We start from the raw sequence: 18,099 nt of genomic DNA on the forward strand, positions 1-18,099 counted from the left end.
GCATCTTCCAAGCCAAGTTTATCCTAATCAATTGGGGCTACGAGGTCAACAAAAAATGTTATTTTTTACTAACTTATTTATGTAAAATCAATACTATTTAATATCAAAATGTGTGAGTTAGGGATAATTTGCATCTTTTTTAATTAGTGCATGCAAATCCTTAGCTCGGGATTATATTCCCTTCCTCTGGCATTTCGTATTGAGGCATTGATAGAGCAAGAATGAAGCACAGCCGCCGAAGGATAGGAAGCAAATCCATACGCCGAGTAGTGGGTCAAGCAAGAAGCCAAGAAAAAAGAGCGCAGAAATAATAATTTGAATTATTAAGGTATAGAATAAAGCTTTGCCGTTTAAGCGCATGATGATAATCCTTTATGGGGTACTTGCTTTGGGTATGGTATATGAATATTTCTGTTTATTCAAATGGTTCAAAATGGTGTATTGAGTGTCAAAGCAGCTGCTGTTTACTTAGTAGTACGATTTCTCTTAGTCCCATGGATTCGCTGCGCTCATGGTTACCGGTTGCAAGCAACCAGGCTACGTTAGATTTGGTCGGGGAGGTGTGTTAGTTACGTGTTTTTTTCAAATCCTGTATAGTGACTTTAAGCCCCGCATGCCCTGCCAAAAATGAGCTATAATTTAACTATCCGCACTATAACAACGCATAAAGATAAGTGCTCTTAAATAAACCTTGTTCACTAGTGCAAACCAATGGTGAAGCTGTGAGGAACTCGTCGTATGGCAGCATTAGCAGAGGAAAATGAAAACAGGCAACTAAAGGACATTATCATTCAATTACGAGTGAAATTAGAAGCAAATCATATGAAGATGCAGCGGAGAATTGAGAAAGAGCGTTCGGATTATAACCAAATTATTATCCAGCTCCAGACCTCAATCGTTGAATTAAGAAATGAGTTGGAAAATATCAAACACCGTCATTTAAAGAATATCGAGGAATTAAAAAAAGATAAGAATAATGAGATTTACCAACTCCAAGAGACGATAAGGGAATTGAGAAGTGTATTAGAAAAGGTAAATGTCATTGACGGCCAAACTAAATAGGTTTTAGTTCTGGAGTCATTTTAAGAATCAGAAAAATACTTTTTGAGAAATTAAAATGCGCGATGTTGTACGTTATAAGAATATGAATTCAAAAAAATTTTACATGTTGCTGTCACAGATCTATCGTGATTTGGCAGCCACGTCTAATTTGAAAGAAATCACCAAAAAGCTAATTGATGTCACAGTCGATGTAATCGGCTGTGAACGTGGCACTATCTTTTTGAATGATCAAAAAACCAATGAGCTGTACTCTTTTATTGCACAAGGTGATCTGCATTTCGAAATTAGAATTCTCAACGACAGTGGTCTTGCCGGTTGGACGTTTACTAATAACGAAGCCGTTTTTTTAACTGATGTTGATGAGGATGAACGCCATAACAAACAAGTAGATAAAATTACCGGGTTTCAAACCCGCAGTATTCTTTGTGTACCCTTGAGAAATGCCAATAATGAACTCATTGGCGTTACACAAATGCTCAATAAAATCGACGGTGATTTTTCCGACTCTGACGTCAAATTTGTGCAAACCCTGACTGAACATGCGGCGATGGCGATTCAAAATCAGTTAACCATTGAGCAAATCGAATTGTGCCATCAGAAAGACTTACATTTTTTGGAAACAATATCCAATGTTTCCTCGGAAATTAATTTGTCGTTATTATTAGAAAAAATCATCGACACGGTCACCAAAGCCTTAGATGCGGAACGTTCCACTTTATTTATCAATGATGAAAAAACGAATGAATTATTTACTGAAGCTGGTATTGGTTTGGCCAAAAAACAAATACGATTCCCAAACCATTTAGGGATTGCCGGATCCACCTTTACCAGTGGAGAGGTAATTAATATTCCCCATGCTTATGCTGACTTGCGTTTTAACCCTTCCGTTGACCGTCAAACCGGTTTTTTTACGCGCTCTATTTTATCCGCACCGGTAAAAAATAAGAATGGCAAAGTCATTGGCGTCACCCAAGTTTTGAATAAACGACGCGGGGAGTTTAATTCCGATGATGAGTCACAGCTGTTAGCGATTAACTCGCAAATATCTATTTCTATTGAGAATGCCAAACTCTTTGATGAGGTACAAAGCATCAAGAATTATAATGAAAGTATTCTTGAAAGTATGACGAATACGGTGTTAACCCTTAATACCAACAATCAAATTGTCACCTGTAATCGTGCCGGGATGAAAATGTTGAATCTCACCTCCCTCAACCCCCTCATGTTAAAAGATATTTCCATCTTATTTAACGAGGACCCTAATAATTTGGTCGAAAAAATTACCACCATCAATCATGAATCATCCCAAGTAAGACAGGAGGTGATGATGGATGTTGAACTGGAGTTAATGAGTGTAAAAATTACCGCCAACATTACCATTGTTCCCTTAATCAATGCCAATAATGAACGCTTGGGTACCATGGTTATGATTGAAGACATTAGTTCAGAAAAACGCATGAAATCAACGATGTCGCGCTATATGAGTCCCGACTTAACCGAAAAATTATTGCAGTCCAGTGATTATTCTTTAGGGGGAACTAGTACGCTTGCTACCGTCCTATTTTCTGATATTCGCAATTTTACCACGCTCTCCGAATCACTGGGGGCGGAAGAAACAGTGAAACTTTTAAATGAATATTTTTCCTTAATGGTTGATTGCATTCAAAACGAAGGAGGGATGTTAGATAAGTTTATTGGAGATTCTGTCATGGCGGTCTTTGGCAATCCCTTCCCGCATGATGACGATCCTGACCGAGCCCTACGGGCTGCTATTGCTATGATGCATGCCTTGGATGAATTCAATCAACGCAGAATGGAGCGTGACTTGCCTCTGTTAGCTCACAGCATTGGCATTAACACTGATAAAATAGTCGCCGGGAATATTGGCTCAAATAAACGCATGGATTTTACAGTGATTGGTGATGGAGTGAACTTAGCCTCCCGCATTGAAAGCCTCTGCAAGCATTATGGTGCGCACCTTCTCATTAGTGAATTTACCTATGAACGCTTAAAATCTACCTACCGCATGCGCCCTATTGATAAGGTTATTGTGAAAGGCAAAAATAAAGCGGTTTCAATTTATGAAGTGATTAACTTTTACGATCAAAACGTATTTCCTCATCAAATTGATGTCATTACTCACTTTAATAATGGCATCGAATTTTATAATTGTGCGCAATGGGATAAAGCCATTTCCTGTTTTGATGCAGCGTTAGCCTTACATCCTAATGACAAACCTTCAAGCGTCTATATTGAACGCTGCAAGATTCTGAAAGAACAACCGGTTGATCCAGAATGGTGTGGGGTTTGGAAAATGTTAAGTAAGTAGTCTGGTTTCACCGCGCTGGCATTGACGTTCTGAACCGTGTAATCACCTCAAAGCTCATACGCTCATCTGTTTAATTTTTTATTTTCTTTAATTTTTAATGTATCTGCAGCTAACTTTTTGATACCCGGCAATGTCCGCAGGCCCTTTTCCTCCATTGCTCAATCATTCTCAAAGAGGGAAATTAAATAATTTATCTTTATCGAATCAACAATTAGGCTTTTATAGCCCTTTAAATTTTGGTGTAAATTATTGAATGGGTCGCATAACAGCGACCTTATCACCTTCCGTAATGCCCCATTTCTAAATTACATTTATCTCTATCCTGCAGAATCAATAATCATATGCTAGAGTAATAATTGTTAAATAAATATTGTTAACAATTACTTAGGATAAATGGCATTTAATATGGAATCGGCAAAAAGCACATTGTTAAAAACAAGTATGGTTGTGACTTTATGCGTTTGGGGAGCAACTGCATTTGCTACACCGCCAAACTCAGGGCAACTAGTAATAATTAACGGCTTGGATAATTTGACTGCCGCTGATGCGAATACGAATTCACGCTCCAATATTATGGTTCAAGTGTATGATACCCATACCCCTACCTCTCCCTGTTACACCGCGCAAAGACTGGGTTATTATAACGTTGCAATTATTAAATGGCAGGCGAATGGGATCCATAGCTCTACGTCCTGTGCAGGTACGGGTATTGGCACTGCGGCCATTTCTAAAGTAGTTATCACCCCACTAAACAAGCTGATAAAGAGCAGTGTCACCATTGTTTATGATGCCATAATCGACACCAGCGTGCCCAAGGGAATAGCCAGCCCAATTACCTTCACTCCGCCAACAACCATCTATACCAACATGACTTTGCTTATTAATGGCAGTGGTATTCCCAGCACCATTGGCCAAACTGCAAGCTCATCAAATTGGGGATTTACGGTAACGCCAAGCGCTCCTGTTTTTGATGTGGGTACTGGGGCCTTAAGTGCAACTGGTGTTCCAGGTGCAGTTGGAGCTTATGGGGTAAGCGCTGAAAAACTGATGCGACATTATGGCATTATTCCTTTTCACACCGCTGCGAATAACGATGAGTTGTTCTAGCTAAGAATAGAGATGAGTATGAAAAATAATTTATTAAAATCAACGGTATTTTTCACTTTACTCGCCTCGCAAAAACTCTTTGCTATTGCTCCACCAAGTACTGGACAATTAGTCATTGTTAACAATCTCGGTAGTAATGGGGGTGGGGGTAATACGGGATTAACACAGTCCAGCATCATGATCAAAGTGTATGACCATGCGAACAATACTCAACCCTGCACCACGGTTAAAAGCCTTACTTACGGTGGAATCACTATCGTCAGATGGGCAGCCACAGGAGTGCATAGCACCACTTTTTGTACGGGTACAGGCCCTGGGACAGCAGCCATTTATCAAGTGCAAATTATTCCATTGCCAAGACTTATTGGTAATACCAGTCAAGTCATATATGACGCAACCGCGCATACCCCGCAAGCCAGTGCTAGTCCGATTACATTTACCCCACCCACCACGATTTACGGAAACATAGTCTTAGTGGTTAATGGTAATGGCACCCCCGTTACGACCAGCGGACAAATGGCAGATGCAACGCATTGGGGATTTACTGCAAACCCCATCACGCCGGTTTTTGATTCGGGTAATGGCTCGATATTAACTACTGGTATCCCGGGAGTTTCTGGAGCTTATGGGTTAGAGGCAGAAAAGATTTTAATGCATTATGATATTCAAACCATATTGTAGGTTCGGGCCATGACTCGACAAAGGTATCGAGCCACTCCCCGAATGTTGAACCATGGGCTCAACCTGCTACTTATTTAATAACAACTTTAAGGAATTAGGTAAAAAAGCTGAACTACCGGCAGCGCTTCCCTTCTCATAAAACAGGCCACCATCTACATAATCTGCTGGCAATGCAGGAGAAACACCATCCACTTTATAGGCCCAGGTGATACCTCCATCACTACTTACCGCCAATAAAGGGTACGAAGTTCCAGACGATGACACATAAGAGCCTGCCGCCATACAATAAGTTCCTTTACATGAGGCCGTATTGAAATAACCATTATCCATAGTATCGCCAACTAACACCGGATAAGTACTGTTAATTCTATAAGCCCAAGTTTTTCCTCCATCAGAACTTGCTGCTAATAAAGGAAAACTATGTGCGGAGTCCCTCATATAAGAACCTGCTGCAATACAAATAGTGCCACTACAACTCACCGCAGAAAAATAATTATCATTACCTGCAAAAAAATCTGAAGGAAACTGTGGTGTGGTATCAGTGATAGTATAAGACCATGTATGCCCAGCGTTGGAACTGGTTGCAGCTAAAGGATAAGAGTTAATAGAGCTAAAATAGCCTACCGCAACACAAACACTACCACTACAACTTACAGCATACATTTGCCCATAGGTAAAACCCGCAGGAGGAACTGGAGTCGTGCTTGTAATAGATGCACTCCAAGTCGCCCCATTATTGGAACTCGATATTACCAAGGGTTCAGTATTTCCTAAAGTGGAGAAATAGCTTCCAGCCGCTACAAAATTAGTGCCACTTGCAGCAGAATCAGAGAGAGTACCTGACCCTACATAATCAGAAGGCAATGGAGAGAGTGCAGTCAAAGAATTAGTCCATAGAGCTCCTTGATTGGTTCCCGTAGCAATCAAAGGATAAGAAACAGAGGAATCAAAATAGGAACCTACTGCAATACATGCGGTACTCCCGCAACTCACATTATTAAAATATCCGAAAGTAAGATCTGGCGGTATTGTCGAGCTGGTATAGGTAGAAGACCAGTTCGCCCCTAACCCTGTACTAGTTCCTACAAAAGGCACAGACATACTACCAGTAGAATATGATCCTCCCGCAATACAAAAAGAATCGGCACATGCTACAGCATTGAAATAACCATTAGAAGAATAATCTGGTGGCAATGCTGAGAAACTAACCTCAGTCCAATTCTGTCCAGAAGAAGAGCTAATAGCGACAAAAGGACCAGCCACCTCCCCTCCAACAACACAAAAGCGCCCGGTGCAGCTCGCTCCATATAAATAAGTTCCCACCGGAAAGCTCGCAAGTGATGCCAAGGGATAAGCCCAGTTTGCTCCTGTAACTGTACTATAAGCAATCAAAGGGGCAGTAGTACCCAAACTACCATTATAATACCCTGCAGCAACAAAAAATGGTGGCGGAGGGGGAGGTGGAGGCGCCGGAGTTACAGATACATTCAAGGGAACGGAGGAAGAAGTACACGCTACCCCTCTACATAAGGCAAAATTACTTGAAACTGCTCCAGTAATGTCCAATTGCAACACGCAACTTGCTTTTGAAGCCAAAGAAATCACTGCAGGGCAGTGGCCACTGCTTGTATTTTGAGTCACCACTGAAGCAGGAAGCCCTTTAATGACGTAACCGGCTCTTGTAGCACTTGTATTATTAGTAATCAGATAATAAGCAGAAACAGAACTTCCCTGAACCACAGTAGTTGGCAATGAAGTCCCTGGTTTAGGAACAATATTAAAAGTAGCGCCAGCGATTGCCTGATTGGCTATAAAAAAAGCGGCAAATGCTAAAACTAAATCCTGTTTTTTCCCCATAAATCACATCCTGTATTAATCAAAATAAAATGACTGTATGCATTTTCTTGCTAGGGGCATGGCCCCCTTTGCAGGTCTTATTTCACATAACTAATCTGTGCAATCAGTTGATGCTCACCCGCATTATGTATTCCTACGGCAAAAGGCACCGAAGTCGTAAAGTCGCCCATGCTGATCTGGCCACCGGTTAAAGAAGCATTGCCTAACCCACTAAAGCGATAACCAAAGCCAATTCGTACATTTTTGCTCATGTCAAAATCAAGACCAGCACCGAGGTTATAACTAAACTCCGCTCGCGTATGATCATTAAAAGTAGGGGTTAAATTGATACTACCCGTTTCATCAGTTATCGCGCTAAAATTCCCTACTCGATTCCATGCTGCTCCCAAACCTACCTGTACGTAAGGATGCAATGCTTTATCATTCGTTGCTAGAATTTTAACTGATGCAAGAAATTGTTGGCTTTGAACTCGATAATGATAACGATAAAAAGTGGAGTAATCAGGCTCCATGCCTACGGTATGCTCTCCATGGATTTGGATAGGAGTAAAATAGTTGTACTCAAGTCCTGCCTGAGCCAAAAGACCATACCAGGGTAATGAATGCTCCACTCCCAAAAAGCCACCTACAACTCCTCCATTTCGGCTATTCGCCTTGGAATCATAAGCAAATACACTCTCATCCTCTCCTAAAAAATAGGCTTTACCCGTTGCATCCATATTGGCATAACCACCAGTAAGAGAAATCACGGGCCTATAAGTAGAGCGCATGGACTGAATGCCCGATTCACCTGAAATCGCAAAAGAAGAATATAAAAGTGCTCCCGCGATGCTCAGCACAGAAAAGCCTGAACGCATATAAATCATCCTTAAAAATGAAGAAGTTAAACCAAGTAAAAATAGCATATACTCTGGCTACATTCAAAATGTTTACCCTACTGCGCAGGAATTACATCATTGACATAGGGTTGTTGGTAATTTGCTATATCGCTAAGAATTTATAGTCTAAATAATCTCCAGAAGACTCTGTAACCGCAGTTAATTATCTCGACCAAATTGCATAGACACATCAACACTCAAACCAGGTGTTAGGGATAAAGTTCCTTTGGCTTTCCCCGAGTTTTGGGAAAAATCACCAAAAATGTCACCATATTCAGTATGAATAATGGTGACCCCATTAACACAAGTTCCAGTTAAATGTTTTTCACTATGTGAAGGGCAAATAAAGCTACCAGAATCTTTGTCAGAAACCACGTGTACGGTAAAATTACCTGCACTGTCTAAAGGACCAATAACGCCCGCACCATGATAAGCACACTCACCAATGGCCCAGTTGCTTGCAGTACCGGTTCCTGACCAACGCCCAGCGAGGTGTTCACAGGCATTTGGAGTTGAGGAATAAAAAGTAAAATCAGCATAAGATATTTGTGCTACAAATAAAGTTGCGACGACACATCCCTTTAGTATGTTTTGTTTTCTCATTTTTTCGCCTTGAAAAATTATCCCTAAAAAACGCAACCTGACTTGCGACCGAAAAAAATCCAAAACTACCTTACACAAATTAGGGCCGCTTGGCAAATTAAAGGCGTCGTAAAAATTCGTTTACTGAAATTGACAAAAAAAGAGGGATAAACAGAAGCTAAAATATTTTCCTTTGCCCGCGCGCAACCTCCCAAAACATGACAAAGTCACCCATTAAACTATAAAGGGGATAGGTGAACGTGACAGGTTGGTTTTTTTCATAAACAAAATGTCCTACCCATGCAAATCCATAGCCTGCAATAGCCATGAGCAACACCCACTTTAAGGCTCCAGTGAATAGGAAAAAGAGAAAAAATAAACAGGCTAAAGAAGTACCGATAAAATGCAACCGCTGACACATAATATTTTGATGCTGGCTTAGATAAAAGGGATAAAACTCAGCAAAACTCTTATACTCTTTCATTTTTCCATCGTCGTTCATAGCATTTACCTCTTTGGACTAAGGCGCAGCAGCGCAAACATCAAGCTTATTTAAATTATAGCTCATCATGGTAATGAATAATGGCCTTAATAAAGGTATCTCATATTTTCCTTAAAATATATTGACCTTAATGCGTTGATCTTAAAAAATAATCAAAATTTTCTATGGCTATGAATCATGAAATTTGCTTCCCTCTTTTTACAATATTTGTATGGTGGAAAAGATCTGCCACAACCAAAATGGTTGGAGCTTGCCAATCAAAAATTCCAGGCAATGAATATGGGTTACCATTTAGGACGTTTTGTTAACTGCCTTGAAATCACCATGCATGCTTATAAAGCATTACTGGAAAATCAAGGTACTTTTTTCCCCGCAGTCACCCCCTTACCATCGCTCCCCAATTTTATTCCTGGATATTTACAATCATTATATCCACGCTTTATTTCTTTGGATGACACCAAACGAGCCCGTAGTTTTTTTATCTCCGAGTTTAATTACGCGCAGCTCACTACTTACCTAGCGGAATTAGAAATCCCGGCCTACAGCCATTTAATTATTTTTGCCAAACTAAACAAATTGCCGGGTAGTCATGCTTTATCAGGATTAATTCTTCCTGATGAAACAGGCAATGGAATTCGTATTTACTTATACGATGCTCAAGGTTTTTTACCCGATGCCTGGCTCCATCCGGAACAATTTGATGAGTTTTATACGTTAGAAAAAATTTTTATTTATGACTCAGAGCGAACCCAAAGGGCAGTGAAAACATTCGTGGAGCAATGCCAATTTGAAACGGCCAACACTCATGAAGTTTCGAGTCAAGCCCCTGAGCCCTGCATGAATATCATGAAAACAAAACTGATGGAATTTCTCAGACTAGAAATTTTTCGTTTGGAGGCAAAAGCGATTGTTGCTTCTCAGCAAGACACTCTGTGGCAACAAGAAAAAATTGAAGCCTATTATACCTGTTTAAATGAACTCCACGATGCAGATAAAGATCCTTACTTGTTAACCGCAGAACAATTTATACAAACAGCAAAGATCGTAAAAAAACATAGCTATTCATATAATTGGTTTGACCCCCAATCGTTGGAACATTTACGCACCTATTTCAATCAATTTTTGTTGCTACAGCCATTCCAGGCTGAGTTTGCTTTAGAACCAATAAGAGATTACCTCAAACGCTACTTAATTTGTGAAATTGGGCGTTTAAGTCTTCTCAATGAATACAGTAATGAACATATTGATAAAAAAATTAATTTGTACATTGAACAACTAGAACTTTTAACCGCTACGGAGCATGATACAGAGCGCCTTCTGAGCCGCATAAATAATATCCAGAGAATAGCCTCAACCACCCGCCATTGGCTCACTTTTTATTCCCAGGCAACTTCTGCCAGCTTATTTGCTGATTATTTGCGGCCAGTACAACAGCTACTGCAAGATGAGGTAAAACGTAGAAGTGCTGAAGAAGAAACCTGGGATATTGTGTATTTAGATACCCTTAATCGATTGTAGCTTGTGATGGAGGCCTAATATAGCCTTGATTACGTACGCATCAAGGCTGCTATTTTGGATCCATTGATTCCGTCACTATCTCAACTAACTAAAGAAAAATCACTGTTAGTGGACGAAGACGGCTCAGAATGCAATTTATCGCCAAAAAACAACCCACCATATCTAACATCTGAGGGTTTTCTTTGTATGGAAAAATTGCCTGAATGCCCTTCAATAAGAACAAGCTGCTTCGGTTTACTGGTTTTTAGATAGGCAATAAACCCATTTACATGGGGCGCGTCACTGGAGATGGAGTGTGTATCAGCATCAGACAATAATAAAAACTCGGCGACATTAAAACGCCGATTTTTAAGTGCAATCAGGAGCGCCTCGTGAAGATTAGTAGTGCTATTCGTATTAGCAAATAATGACAGCAACAGCTTAACCACTGGCACAAAGCCTTTTTCAACAGCCGTATTTAATAATTGTTGAGGTGCAGACGGCATCGTTGCAGGATACAGGTTAAGAGAAATAAGTCCCTGGATTAATTGAGTATTACCTAAAATAACGGTTTTTTTTAGTAATTCAAACTTACACTCTTCGGTAAACAATGCTGAAGCGAGGCACTGTTTATCGATATGTTTAACCAGCACCTGCACCGCAGGTAAATTTTCTACGTCTAAGGTACAGAATAAAGCCTCTTTCATATCCATCAAATCAAGAGCACCATCTGCTTCCAAAATTAAATTGAGAATCCGCATATCCGGTTGGCGACAAGAAAAATATAGAGCAGGAGCATGCTGTTTTAAAGTATCCCCCTCTGTTTGGCTTCTTTTTACCAACGCACCGGCCTTTAACAAGGCCTCTGTGGTCTCATAATGTTGCCATTTAATCGCCATCTCTAAGGCGGAAAGCCCATTTATTTGTTTCTTAGCATCAATTTTCGCATTAAGAGGCATTTTTACTTCTTTATGAATATTAGCCCCGGCATTAAGAAGCGTCCGCACCTGCGTGGTTTTTCCCAACTGTGCAGCAATCATCAGTACAGTCCAACCATAATGGTTTACTGTGTCGATTTTCGTTTTGGGAGTACGGGCTACGGCTTGAGAAAACTCTTCTGGGTTTGCATGAATTATCGCTTTATGTAAGCTCATGGATGATGCAAGAATCTGCTGCGCGACATTTTGCGGGTAAAGCTCGGCATGCATTTGTTTTTTGGCAAGAAGCACATGCATGTAAGCAATGGTTGCCTGCAGCGAGGTATCAAATGCTTCTTTTTGAGCGACATACAACCACTGGTACATCAATTGATCACGCGCGATGCAATTCAGAATGAATGACTCATTTTCAATCAATTCACGACATATTGGTAATTTAAATACTTCAAAAATCTCAAAGAACGAGTGTCCACCACTGTTATAGACCATTAAAGCAGCAAAAACGGTCATGTATTTTTGAAAAACTCCCTGAAAATATGGCTGCTCCAAGCGCTTTTCTAAAATCATATTGCGGATCTGGGCTAAGGTTGTACTGGAAATTCCATTCGAATAAGCATGAATCTGATAGGAAAATAAATGCTGCACCGATTGATTTTCCGTCATGAATTTAGATTGATCCACTGAACGTTGAAAAGGTGAAAAATTGTTTCTTTCTTCATAGTTTTTGTTGATGGCATTAGCCCTGTCGCCATATAAAGGCAAGGGAGTAGTTGATTTCATTAGGCCTTTTGCTGTCGTTCTGACCCACTCTTGCTGAGTTCTGGACTTAGTAATTCTACCTCGACCCTCCATCCCCATCGTAAACTCACTATCTTCGTAGATGTCTGCGGGCATTGCATCTAATTGGGTATTCAATGTGGCAAGACTGGTAGCACACGCGATTTGTAAGCAGTTGTCACAGGCTTTTCTTGATAGTCCATGATAATCATGTTGAGCTAACTTTAGAATTAACTCGGCATATTCTTGTTCATATTTTGACAAAATCACCGAATCAATATCCCCACTAAAAATGGCCTCTACCTTAATGCGGTTCGCATTAGATGTTGGTAAAGAATAAAGCCTTTTACGTAGGTTTTCGGTAAAAGTTATTAATTCATCATGAACCAGGGTTTCCGCATTATTTTCCAGTAAATGATACGCGAGATGAGTTTCAAAATAGCGTCGTGTTGGATCTTCATTTGTGGTTTGCGGCGAGGTGCTAACTAAGTAGCCTTTATCCTTTAAAATTGTTTGCAACTCGCTAAGAAAGAGCGTTTGTTCTGGGGTTTTTCTCCCCTCCAGATAAAGCTTATATAATATTTCTAATTGCGCTTGGCCTATATTCGCATTGATTCCTGCTTCAATAGCCAATAAAAGACTTTCGCTAATGGATAAAGTAATAAGGCCACCGGATTTATTTTTAGGAATATATTGTCGTAAATATTTGCTCATAATAACGATCCTTATTGTTATGAGAAATTTTTGTTGGTCTATCAATATACTGGGTAAATCTTTGGCCATCAACCGAGTGGCTGTGGATACATCATCCTGACAAAACTGTAGGCTGGGCTGTCAAGCCCAGCATCGAGGAAGAGTTGGCTAAACGGTGTTTTGCTGGGGTTAACAGGCCTGCCTACGCTCTACCACTCCCCAACATTTTGTGCGGAAACCCAAGGTTCCTGGAGGGGTAAAGGGTCTCCTTTTTGCAGCAGCTCAATAGAAATGTTATCGGGAGAGCGGATAAATGCCATATGGCCATCACGTGGAGGTCGATTAATCACAACTCCCGCACGGCCTAAACGTAGGCAAGTATCGTAGATATTATCTACACGGTAGGCTAGATGACCAAAATTGCGTCCTCCCGTGTAAGATTGAGGATCCCAATTGTAAGTCAACTCCAGTAAAGGAGCCTGGCTTTTTTTAGCCTGCTCAACATCTCCCGGAGCGGCCAAAAACACTAAAGTATATCGCCCTTTTTCATTCTCAGTTCGTTTTACTTCAACCAACCCGAGCTTAGTGCAATAAAAATCTAAAGACTCATCAAGGTTGGTCACTCGAACCATGGTGTGCAAGTAGTGCATGACTTATTCTCCCTAAAAAAATAGCTTGATACTGTTCATAAAAAGTTAGTATATACATAGGCGATAACAAAATTCTTATAATCCCTATGTAGTTTCCAAAGCCCTTAATATGCCAAGATTGGTCAATATTTAACCAAAACTCTATTTTAGTGTCTATACTTACAGTGTGGAACTTATTATCCGAGCATGGGTAGTAAGTAATGTTTATTAACCTGTCAAAGGAAATAACATGCCTGATAAGATCCAGCATACAGCAGCCAGCCTGCAACAAAAAATGCTAGCTCGTTATGGTGATGAGCTACATCATAAACACAACAAACACCACCTATCATACCGCAAACATTATCGATCCCATCCGTGCAACCAGAATAATAATGTCGATGAAGAAAACCCTACCGGCTCAACGGGGCTGTTGCGTGAACTTAAACTAAAAAAAATGAGAAAACGACCCGATAAAGGACAATTCCATTAATTGTAGAACGCTTTAACCTGAGTTCGCCTAGCGAGCTCAGGTAAGCTCTTTAATTTTTATTTTTGATAAACAAGGTATTTAAGCACCTTAACTACATGACGTACACCGGCAGTATGACGAGTGAAATTAATCACCGTCGCGGCCTCATCTGGACGCACATCTCCCATCAAGTAAACAATACCGTCGGAAGTAACGACCTTAAATGCATTTGGATCAATAGATGCATCCGCAAAAATTTGGCTGCGAATTTTAGTCGTGATCCAATTATCTTCCATGGAGTTTGGCGGATTAGTATCCACACGTACCTCATTGAACACGCGTCGAGCCCCTTGTACCGTATTTAAGCGTCGTTGTAATTCAGTATGCATGCTTTGAGTGGGTACATGACCGGCGACGAGAATATCTCCATTAAAAACTGCGATATCGAGTGGAGAACGGCTGTCTTTAAACAACTTATCAACGGTTATCGCATTATTTACTTTGACGTATAAACGGTAATCATCCAGTTTTTTATAGACATCATGACGGTCATATACCAAATTAGCACCGGTCCAGATACTACTGCAGCTAGACAGGCACCAAAGGGTAAAAATAACCAGTATTTGCAAACATCCCTGCTTCAACATAGTAAATAACTAACGAATATATTGGAAAATTTTAACTACTTTTCTCACCCCATTGACGCGTCGAGCCACATCAACAGCTAAAGCGGCCTGATGATCGGTCACTACCCCCATAAGGTAAACCACAGCATTTTCCGTCACGATACGTACAGAGCCTGACTCCAATCCTTTTCTAGCGAGCATGCTGCTTCTAACCTGTCCGGTAATCCAACTGTCTTTAGTGCGTTGCGTTAACGGTATAGGATAGCCAACCGTTATTTCATTATAAACACGCTCAATACCCGGCGCATTGTGCGCAATTTTTTCTGCTAGAACGCGTAAAGAAGCACTTGGAGTTTGCCCAACCAAGAGCACTACACGATTAAAACTAGTCACTTCAATACGTGAATCACTAAATTGGCGATTAGTAACAATATTTTTATGAATTACATGAAATAAGCGGGCATCCGCTTCCATAGTCACTATACCGCGTCGGTCATAGACCATGCCTACCGCAGCACCGGTGACGACGGCCGCCACACAACCAGTGAGTAAACTAGAAACTAAAACAAAGATCAGGGATTTTAATTTTAAATTTAAACTCATTTTTTATCCTAAAACTTGGCCAAATAAAGACTGATCAATTAAATCACAAAAACAATGCAATATGAACAAGTGCATTTCCCTTATGCGTGCCGCATTATCGCAAGCCACACGCACTTCAATATCTTCTGGACCTAAATGATTAGCAAGCACCCCACCATCACGCCCACTTAGAGCAATCGTATCCATGCCTCGTTCATTGGCAGCTTGTAATGCATGAATCATGCTGTCTGAATTACCTGCAGTGGTTAACAGCAGCAAGACATCTTGCTCTTGGCCTAAGGCTTGGATTTGTCGAGCAAAAACTTGGCTGTAATGGTGTTCATTAGCAAAAGAACTGATGGTGGTAGCATCCGCACTTAAATTAAATACCGGCAGCGAAGGGCGCTCGACTTCAAAATGATTAAACATAGCGCTCGCAAAGTGCATACAATTGGCACTAGAACCGCCATTGCCGCAAATTAATATTTTTCCATCACCCAACAAACAATTCACCAAGCGTTGTCCCGCTTTAGCAATGGTGTCAGATAAAGCATCCGCTAGCGCTATTTTTGTTTCGATATGCGTGCCGAAGAGGTGTCTTACTCTTTCTTCCAGTTGAACCATGTTTTAACCTTAATAACTATTCTCGAGTGAATAAACTAATAATCCATACCAAAAGCATCTTTTATCCAAGTAATTGATGCTGACTTGCCATCGATGCTAATCACATCAAAACGCAGAGCAAATTTATTCTGTAACTTATGCACCATTGCATAATGCATTGCCGATTTTAATATTTTTTGCCGCTTAGTATAAGTAATACTTGCAAGGCCCCCACCAAAAGCAGCAGAAACACGAGAACGAACCTCAACAAAAACCAAATGCTCCCGGTCGCGCATAATTAAATCAATTTCGCCCAACTTGCAATGATAATTTTGACCAAGCAACTTAAGTCCTTGCGCAGTCAAATAATTTATAGCCTGCTCTTCCGCGATGCGCCCTTTCTCTTGTGTCAGCATTTTAAGCGGTCTCACCTAAGGAATGTACTAAACCCTGCTTAAATTGCCCCCATTCTAAAACCCGAGCAACCTGTTGTGACGGTTTAAGATATAAAATACCATCCCCAGAAAGGGATTCATCTGCAGGGAATAACATTAAGTGATTTAATTGAGTTGCTAAAGCATAACTATCCTTACCTAAAGCATACAGCCTATTGTAACTGTTAAATTGCTCTGGCCAATTCCTTGCTCTCATTTGATGACCAAAAACCCAAGGAATATCACAAAAGATAATCCCATCCAAATCCTTATCTTTTAAAGGGTTTGCATTACCGCCATACACACTGGCCGTAGCATAGACCGGGACATCCGCAGCATAGTAATAATTTAATAAAGGCATAATTTGCCGTGCTTTGGATGGATAAGCCAATAAAAAGATCATGTCAAAGTCTTGGCGACGACTAACCACCGATTGGATTGAATAGCCCAGTAATTCTTTTATTTGTTTTTCTCGCTGTTGGCTATTAGTAATATGAAGGAAATCCTTCATTTTCTTATTCAGATCATCTTTAGCGCCATATAAAAGAGTGCCAGCAACCTGCCCTCCTTTCTTTTGCCATTGCTTGGTAAATGCATTGGTTATTTCATTGCCCCATTCATTGCCCGGCGCAATAATGAGCGCTCGATGATAGCCTTTACTATGCGCCCTAATCGCCACTTGTTGCGCTTCATAGGCAGGTGACAAACTCAGTGAATAGGAGTTCTCTTGCACATTCGTAGCTGCATCATTCAATAACAAAGTAGGTACCGGATGTGGTAATGCCGCAACCGCAGCAACTTGAGCCTTAGTCAATGGCCCCACAATATAATTAGCTCCATCAGCAATAGCAGACTGATACAAGGAGACAACATCGCCTTTGCTAGTGTCATAATCTTTAATCCTAATTGCCGCACCAGCAGGATTATTCTTTTGGGCCGCTATAAAACCATCGCGTATTGCAGTACCTGGACCTTGCAACGCTCCGCTCAAAGGTAATAAAAGTGCCACTTGCTTTGGCTGGTCCACCATTTTGTTAGCAATTGAATCTAACGGGTTAGGTAAAATATTATTTGCTGGGTGATTATTAAACTGGGTTTGCCAATGATCCAAAGCGGCGAGTAAGGATTTAGAGTTATCGCGATACTTACGCGCGATTTGTGCTAATTGCAGCCAACCTTGCATTTCCGATTGAACGGCTGTGGTCATAGCATTATCAAGTTCCGCCTGGGAAAGATGCGTAATGGTTACCCACAATTTACGACGATTATGTTTTTGACTGTCGTCATCAATAAGTAAAGGCTCTAACCTGATACGCTCAGAAATAGACTCTACGGGCTTATCAGTAGCTCGATATGCTTGGGCTAATAACTCATGGTATTGCGCTTGCTGATATCGGGGTAACTCCTCTTTTTGGGAAATGCTCGTTAATTTACTTAACGCTCTTTGCGGTCTATCCCGCATCACATCAATTTGTGCTAATAAAATATTTTTTTGCGCCATGAGCTCCGGTGTTAAATCAGCAGTCTGTGCTAAAATGGCCGCACCTTGCTGCCATTGACCATCAGCAATTGAACGCCCAGCAGCCATAAGGAAGGACTTTTGTTTTTCATGACCTTGTTGGTTTTGCGCTTGCGCAAGATAACCCGAAGTTGATTGAGGATATGGATTTTCTGCTTTTTTCTTCACGACCGCGGGTACAGGTGCGGGTGTTGGCACCTCAGGAACTGACGAGGTAACGGCTGTAGTACACTGACAAAGAAATACAGTGGATGTCAGGAAGATAAGTACACGAATTTTATATATTTTTAACATGTTTAAGACACCCAATAAGCGATAACAAAAAGGATAA

General features: G+C 40.7%; 17 protein-coding genes. 6 read left to right on the top strand and 11 right to left on the bottom strand.

The window, feature by feature from the left end; translation table 11 throughout:
* Positions 1-738 precede the first annotated feature (738 nt).
* The 4 genes from J2N86_RS13795 to J2N86_RS13810 all read left to right on the top strand — a co-directional run bounded on the left by J2N86_RS13795 (position 739) and on the right by J2N86_RS13810 (position 5,179).
* A complete protein-coding gene (locus J2N86_RS13795) occupies positions 739-1,062 on the top strand; it encodes a hypothetical protein (RefSeq protein ID WP_252580055.1) in 324 nt (107 codons plus the stop codon).
* 55 nt (positions 1,063-1,117) lie between these two features.
* Positions 1,118-3,391 carry an adenylate/guanylate cyclase domain-containing protein gene (locus J2N86_RS13800; RefSeq protein WP_252580056.1) on the top strand — a complete coding sequence of 758 codons (2,274 nt, stop codon included), beginning with the start codon at positions 1,118-1,120 and terminating at the stop codon, positions 3,389-3,391.
* A 393-nt stretch (positions 3,392-3,784) separates the two neighbouring features.
* Positions 3,785-4,498, top strand: coding sequence for a hypothetical protein (locus J2N86_RS13805; RefSeq protein WP_252580057.1), 714 nt, complete (start codon positions 3,785-3,787; stop codon positions 4,496-4,498).
* Positions 4,499-4,516: 18 nt separating this feature from the next.
* On the top strand, positions 4,517-5,179 hold the full coding sequence (locus J2N86_RS13810) for a hypothetical protein (RefSeq protein ID WP_252580058.1): 663 nt from the start codon (positions 4,517-4,519) through the stop codon (positions 5,177-5,179).
* Positions 5,180-5,245: 66 nt separating this feature from the next.
* On the opposite strand, the gene J2N86_RS13815 is transcribed toward J2N86_RS13810, so the two are convergent.
* From J2N86_RS13815 to J2N86_RS13830, 4 genes are all read right to left on the bottom strand, one after another.
* Positions 5,246-7,036, bottom strand: coding sequence for a sialidase family protein (locus J2N86_RS13815; RefSeq protein WP_252580059.1), 1,791 nt, complete (start codon positions 7,034-7,036; stop codon positions 5,246-5,248).
* 77 nt (positions 7,037-7,113) lie between these two features.
* Positions 7,114-7,893, bottom strand: a complete 780-nt coding sequence (locus J2N86_RS13820) for an outer membrane protein (RefSeq protein ID WP_252580060.1) — start codon at positions 7,891-7,893, stop codon at positions 7,114-7,116.
* A 180-nt stretch (positions 7,894-8,073) separates the two neighbouring features.
* Positions 8,074-8,517, bottom strand: a complete 444-nt coding sequence (locus J2N86_RS13825; RefSeq protein WP_252580061.1) for a hypothetical protein — start codon at positions 8,515-8,517, stop codon at positions 8,074-8,076.
* Between the two features lie 157 nt (positions 8,518-8,674).
* Positions 8,675-8,998 (bottom strand): DUF962 domain-containing protein, encoded by a 324-nt coding sequence (locus J2N86_RS13830; protein ID WP_252580062.1) that lies wholly within the window; start codon positions 8,996-8,998, stop codon positions 8,675-8,677.
* A gap of 177 nt (positions 8,999-9,175) precedes the next feature.
* On the opposite strand from J2N86_RS13830, the gene J2N86_RS13835 reads away from it, so the two are divergent.
* A complete protein-coding gene (locus J2N86_RS13835) occupies positions 9,176-10,516 on the top strand; it encodes a hypothetical protein (protein ID WP_252580063.1) in 1,341 nt (446 codons plus the stop codon).
* A gap of 80 nt (positions 10,517-10,596) precedes the next feature.
* On the opposite strand, the gene J2N86_RS13840 is transcribed toward J2N86_RS13835, so the two are convergent.
* Together J2N86_RS13840 and J2N86_RS13845 are read right to left on the bottom strand one after the other, a co-directional pair.
* Positions 10,597-12,924, bottom strand: coding sequence for an ankyrin repeat domain-containing protein (locus tag J2N86_RS13840; protein WP_252580064.1), 2,328 nt, complete (start codon positions 12,922-12,924; stop codon positions 10,597-10,599).
* 188 nt (positions 12,925-13,112) lie between these two features.
* On the bottom strand, positions 13,113-13,553 hold the full coding sequence (locus J2N86_RS13845; protein WP_252580065.1) for a VOC family protein: 441 nt from the start codon (positions 13,551-13,553) through the stop codon (positions 13,113-13,115).
* Between the two features lie 229 nt (positions 13,554-13,782).
* Between J2N86_RS13845 and J2N86_RS13850 the strand changes: the two genes are divergently transcribed.
* Positions 13,783-14,025: a hypothetical protein gene (locus J2N86_RS13850; protein WP_252580066.1), complete on the top strand. Its 243-nt coding sequence runs from the start codon at positions 13,783-13,785 to the stop codon at positions 14,023-14,025.
* 56 nt (positions 14,026-14,081) lie between these two features.
* Here J2N86_RS13850 and J2N86_RS13855 read toward each other — a convergent pair whose 3' ends face one another.
* Genes J2N86_RS13855 through J2N86_RS13875 form a run of 5 tightly spaced genes read right to left on the bottom strand, consistent with a single transcriptional unit; the run spans position 14,082 to position 18,062 of the window.
* A complete protein-coding gene (locus J2N86_RS13855) occupies positions 14,082-14,651 on the bottom strand; it encodes a BON domain-containing protein (protein WP_252580067.1) in 570 nt (189 codons plus the stop codon).
* A gap of 9 nt (positions 14,652-14,660) precedes the next feature.
* Entirely contained in the window at positions 14,661-15,233 is a 573-nt protein-coding gene (locus J2N86_RS13860) for a BON domain-containing protein (RefSeq protein ID WP_252580068.1), read from the bottom strand.
* Between the two features lie 3 nt (positions 15,234-15,236).
* Positions 15,237-15,836, bottom strand: a complete 600-nt coding sequence (locus J2N86_RS13865; protein WP_133136025.1) for a D-sedoheptulose-7-phosphate isomerase — start codon at positions 15,834-15,836, stop codon at positions 15,237-15,239.
* A gap of 35 nt (positions 15,837-15,871) precedes the next feature.
* Positions 15,872-16,228 (bottom strand): YraN family protein, encoded by a 357-nt coding sequence (locus J2N86_RS13870; protein WP_252582459.1) that lies wholly within the window; start codon positions 16,226-16,228, stop codon positions 15,872-15,874.
* Between the two features lie 4 nt (positions 16,229-16,232).
* Positions 16,233-18,062: a penicillin-binding protein activator gene (locus tag J2N86_RS13875; RefSeq protein ID WP_252580069.1), complete on the bottom strand. Its 1,830-nt coding sequence runs from the start codon at positions 18,060-18,062 to the stop codon at positions 16,233-16,235.
* Positions 18,063-18,099: the final 37 nt, after the last annotated feature.

Source organism: Legionella lytica, from assembly GCF_023921225.1.
Taxonomy (GTDB): Bacteria; Pseudomonadota; Gammaproteobacteria; order Legionellales; family Legionellaceae; genus Legionella; species Legionella lytica.

Excerpts from the sequence above, each read along its gene's own strand:
- J2N86_RS13855 (WP_252580067.1), bottom strand. The coding sequence starts at position 14,651 with ATGTTGAAGCAGGGATGTTTGCAAATACTGGTTATTTTTACCCTTTGG.
- J2N86_RS13830 (WP_252580062.1), bottom strand. The coding sequence starts at position 8,998 with ATGAACGACGATGGAAAAATGAAAGAGTATAAGAGTTTTGCTGAGTTT.
- J2N86_RS13835 (WP_252580063.1), top strand. The coding sequence starts at position 9,176 with ATGAAATTTGCTTCCCTCTTTTTACAATATTTGTATGGTGGAAAAGAT.
- J2N86_RS13815 (WP_252580059.1), bottom strand. The coding sequence starts at position 7,036 with ATGGGGAAAAAACAGGATTTAGTTTTAGCATTTGCCGCTTTTTTTATA.
- J2N86_RS13805 (WP_252580057.1), top strand. The coding sequence starts at position 3,785 with ATGGCATTTAATATGGAATCGGCAAAAAGCACATTGTTAAAAACAAGT.
- J2N86_RS13800 (WP_252580056.1), top strand. The coding sequence starts at position 1,118 with ATGCGCGATGTTGTACGTTATAAGAATATGAATTCAAAAAAATTTTAC.
- J2N86_RS13810 (WP_252580058.1), top strand. The coding sequence starts at position 4,517 with ATGAAAAATAATTTATTAAAATCAACGGTATTTTTCACTTTACTCGCC.
- J2N86_RS13845 (WP_252580065.1), bottom strand. The coding sequence starts at position 13,553 with ATGCACTACTTGCACACCATGGTTCGAGTGACCAACCTTGATGAGTCT.
- J2N86_RS13840 (WP_252580064.1), bottom strand. The coding sequence starts at position 12,924 with ATGAGCAAATATTTACGACAATATATTCCTAAAAATAAATCCGGTGGC.
- J2N86_RS13865 (WP_133136025.1), bottom strand. The coding sequence starts at position 15,836 with ATGGTTCAACTGGAAGAAAGAGTAAGACACCTCTTCGGCACGCATATC.
- J2N86_RS13860 (WP_252580068.1), bottom strand. The coding sequence starts at position 15,233 with ATGAGTTTAAATTTAAAATTAAAATCCCTGATCTTTGTTTTAGTTTCT.
- J2N86_RS13820 (WP_252580060.1), bottom strand. The coding sequence starts at position 7,893 with ATGCGTTCAGGCTTTTCTGTGCTGAGCATCGCGGGAGCACTTTTATAT.
- J2N86_RS13795 (WP_252580055.1), top strand. The coding sequence starts at position 739 with ATGGCAGCATTAGCAGAGGAAAATGAAAACAGGCAACTAAAGGACATT.
- J2N86_RS13850 (WP_252580066.1), top strand. The coding sequence starts at position 13,783 with ATGCCTGATAAGATCCAGCATACAGCAGCCAGCCTGCAACAAAAAATG.
- J2N86_RS13825 (WP_252580061.1), bottom strand. The coding sequence starts at position 8,517 with ATGAGAAAACAAAACATACTAAAGGGATGTGTCGTCGCAACTTTATTT.
- J2N86_RS13875 (WP_252580069.1), bottom strand. The coding sequence starts at position 18,062 with ATGTTAAAAATATATAAAATTCGTGTACTTATCTTCCTGACATCCACT.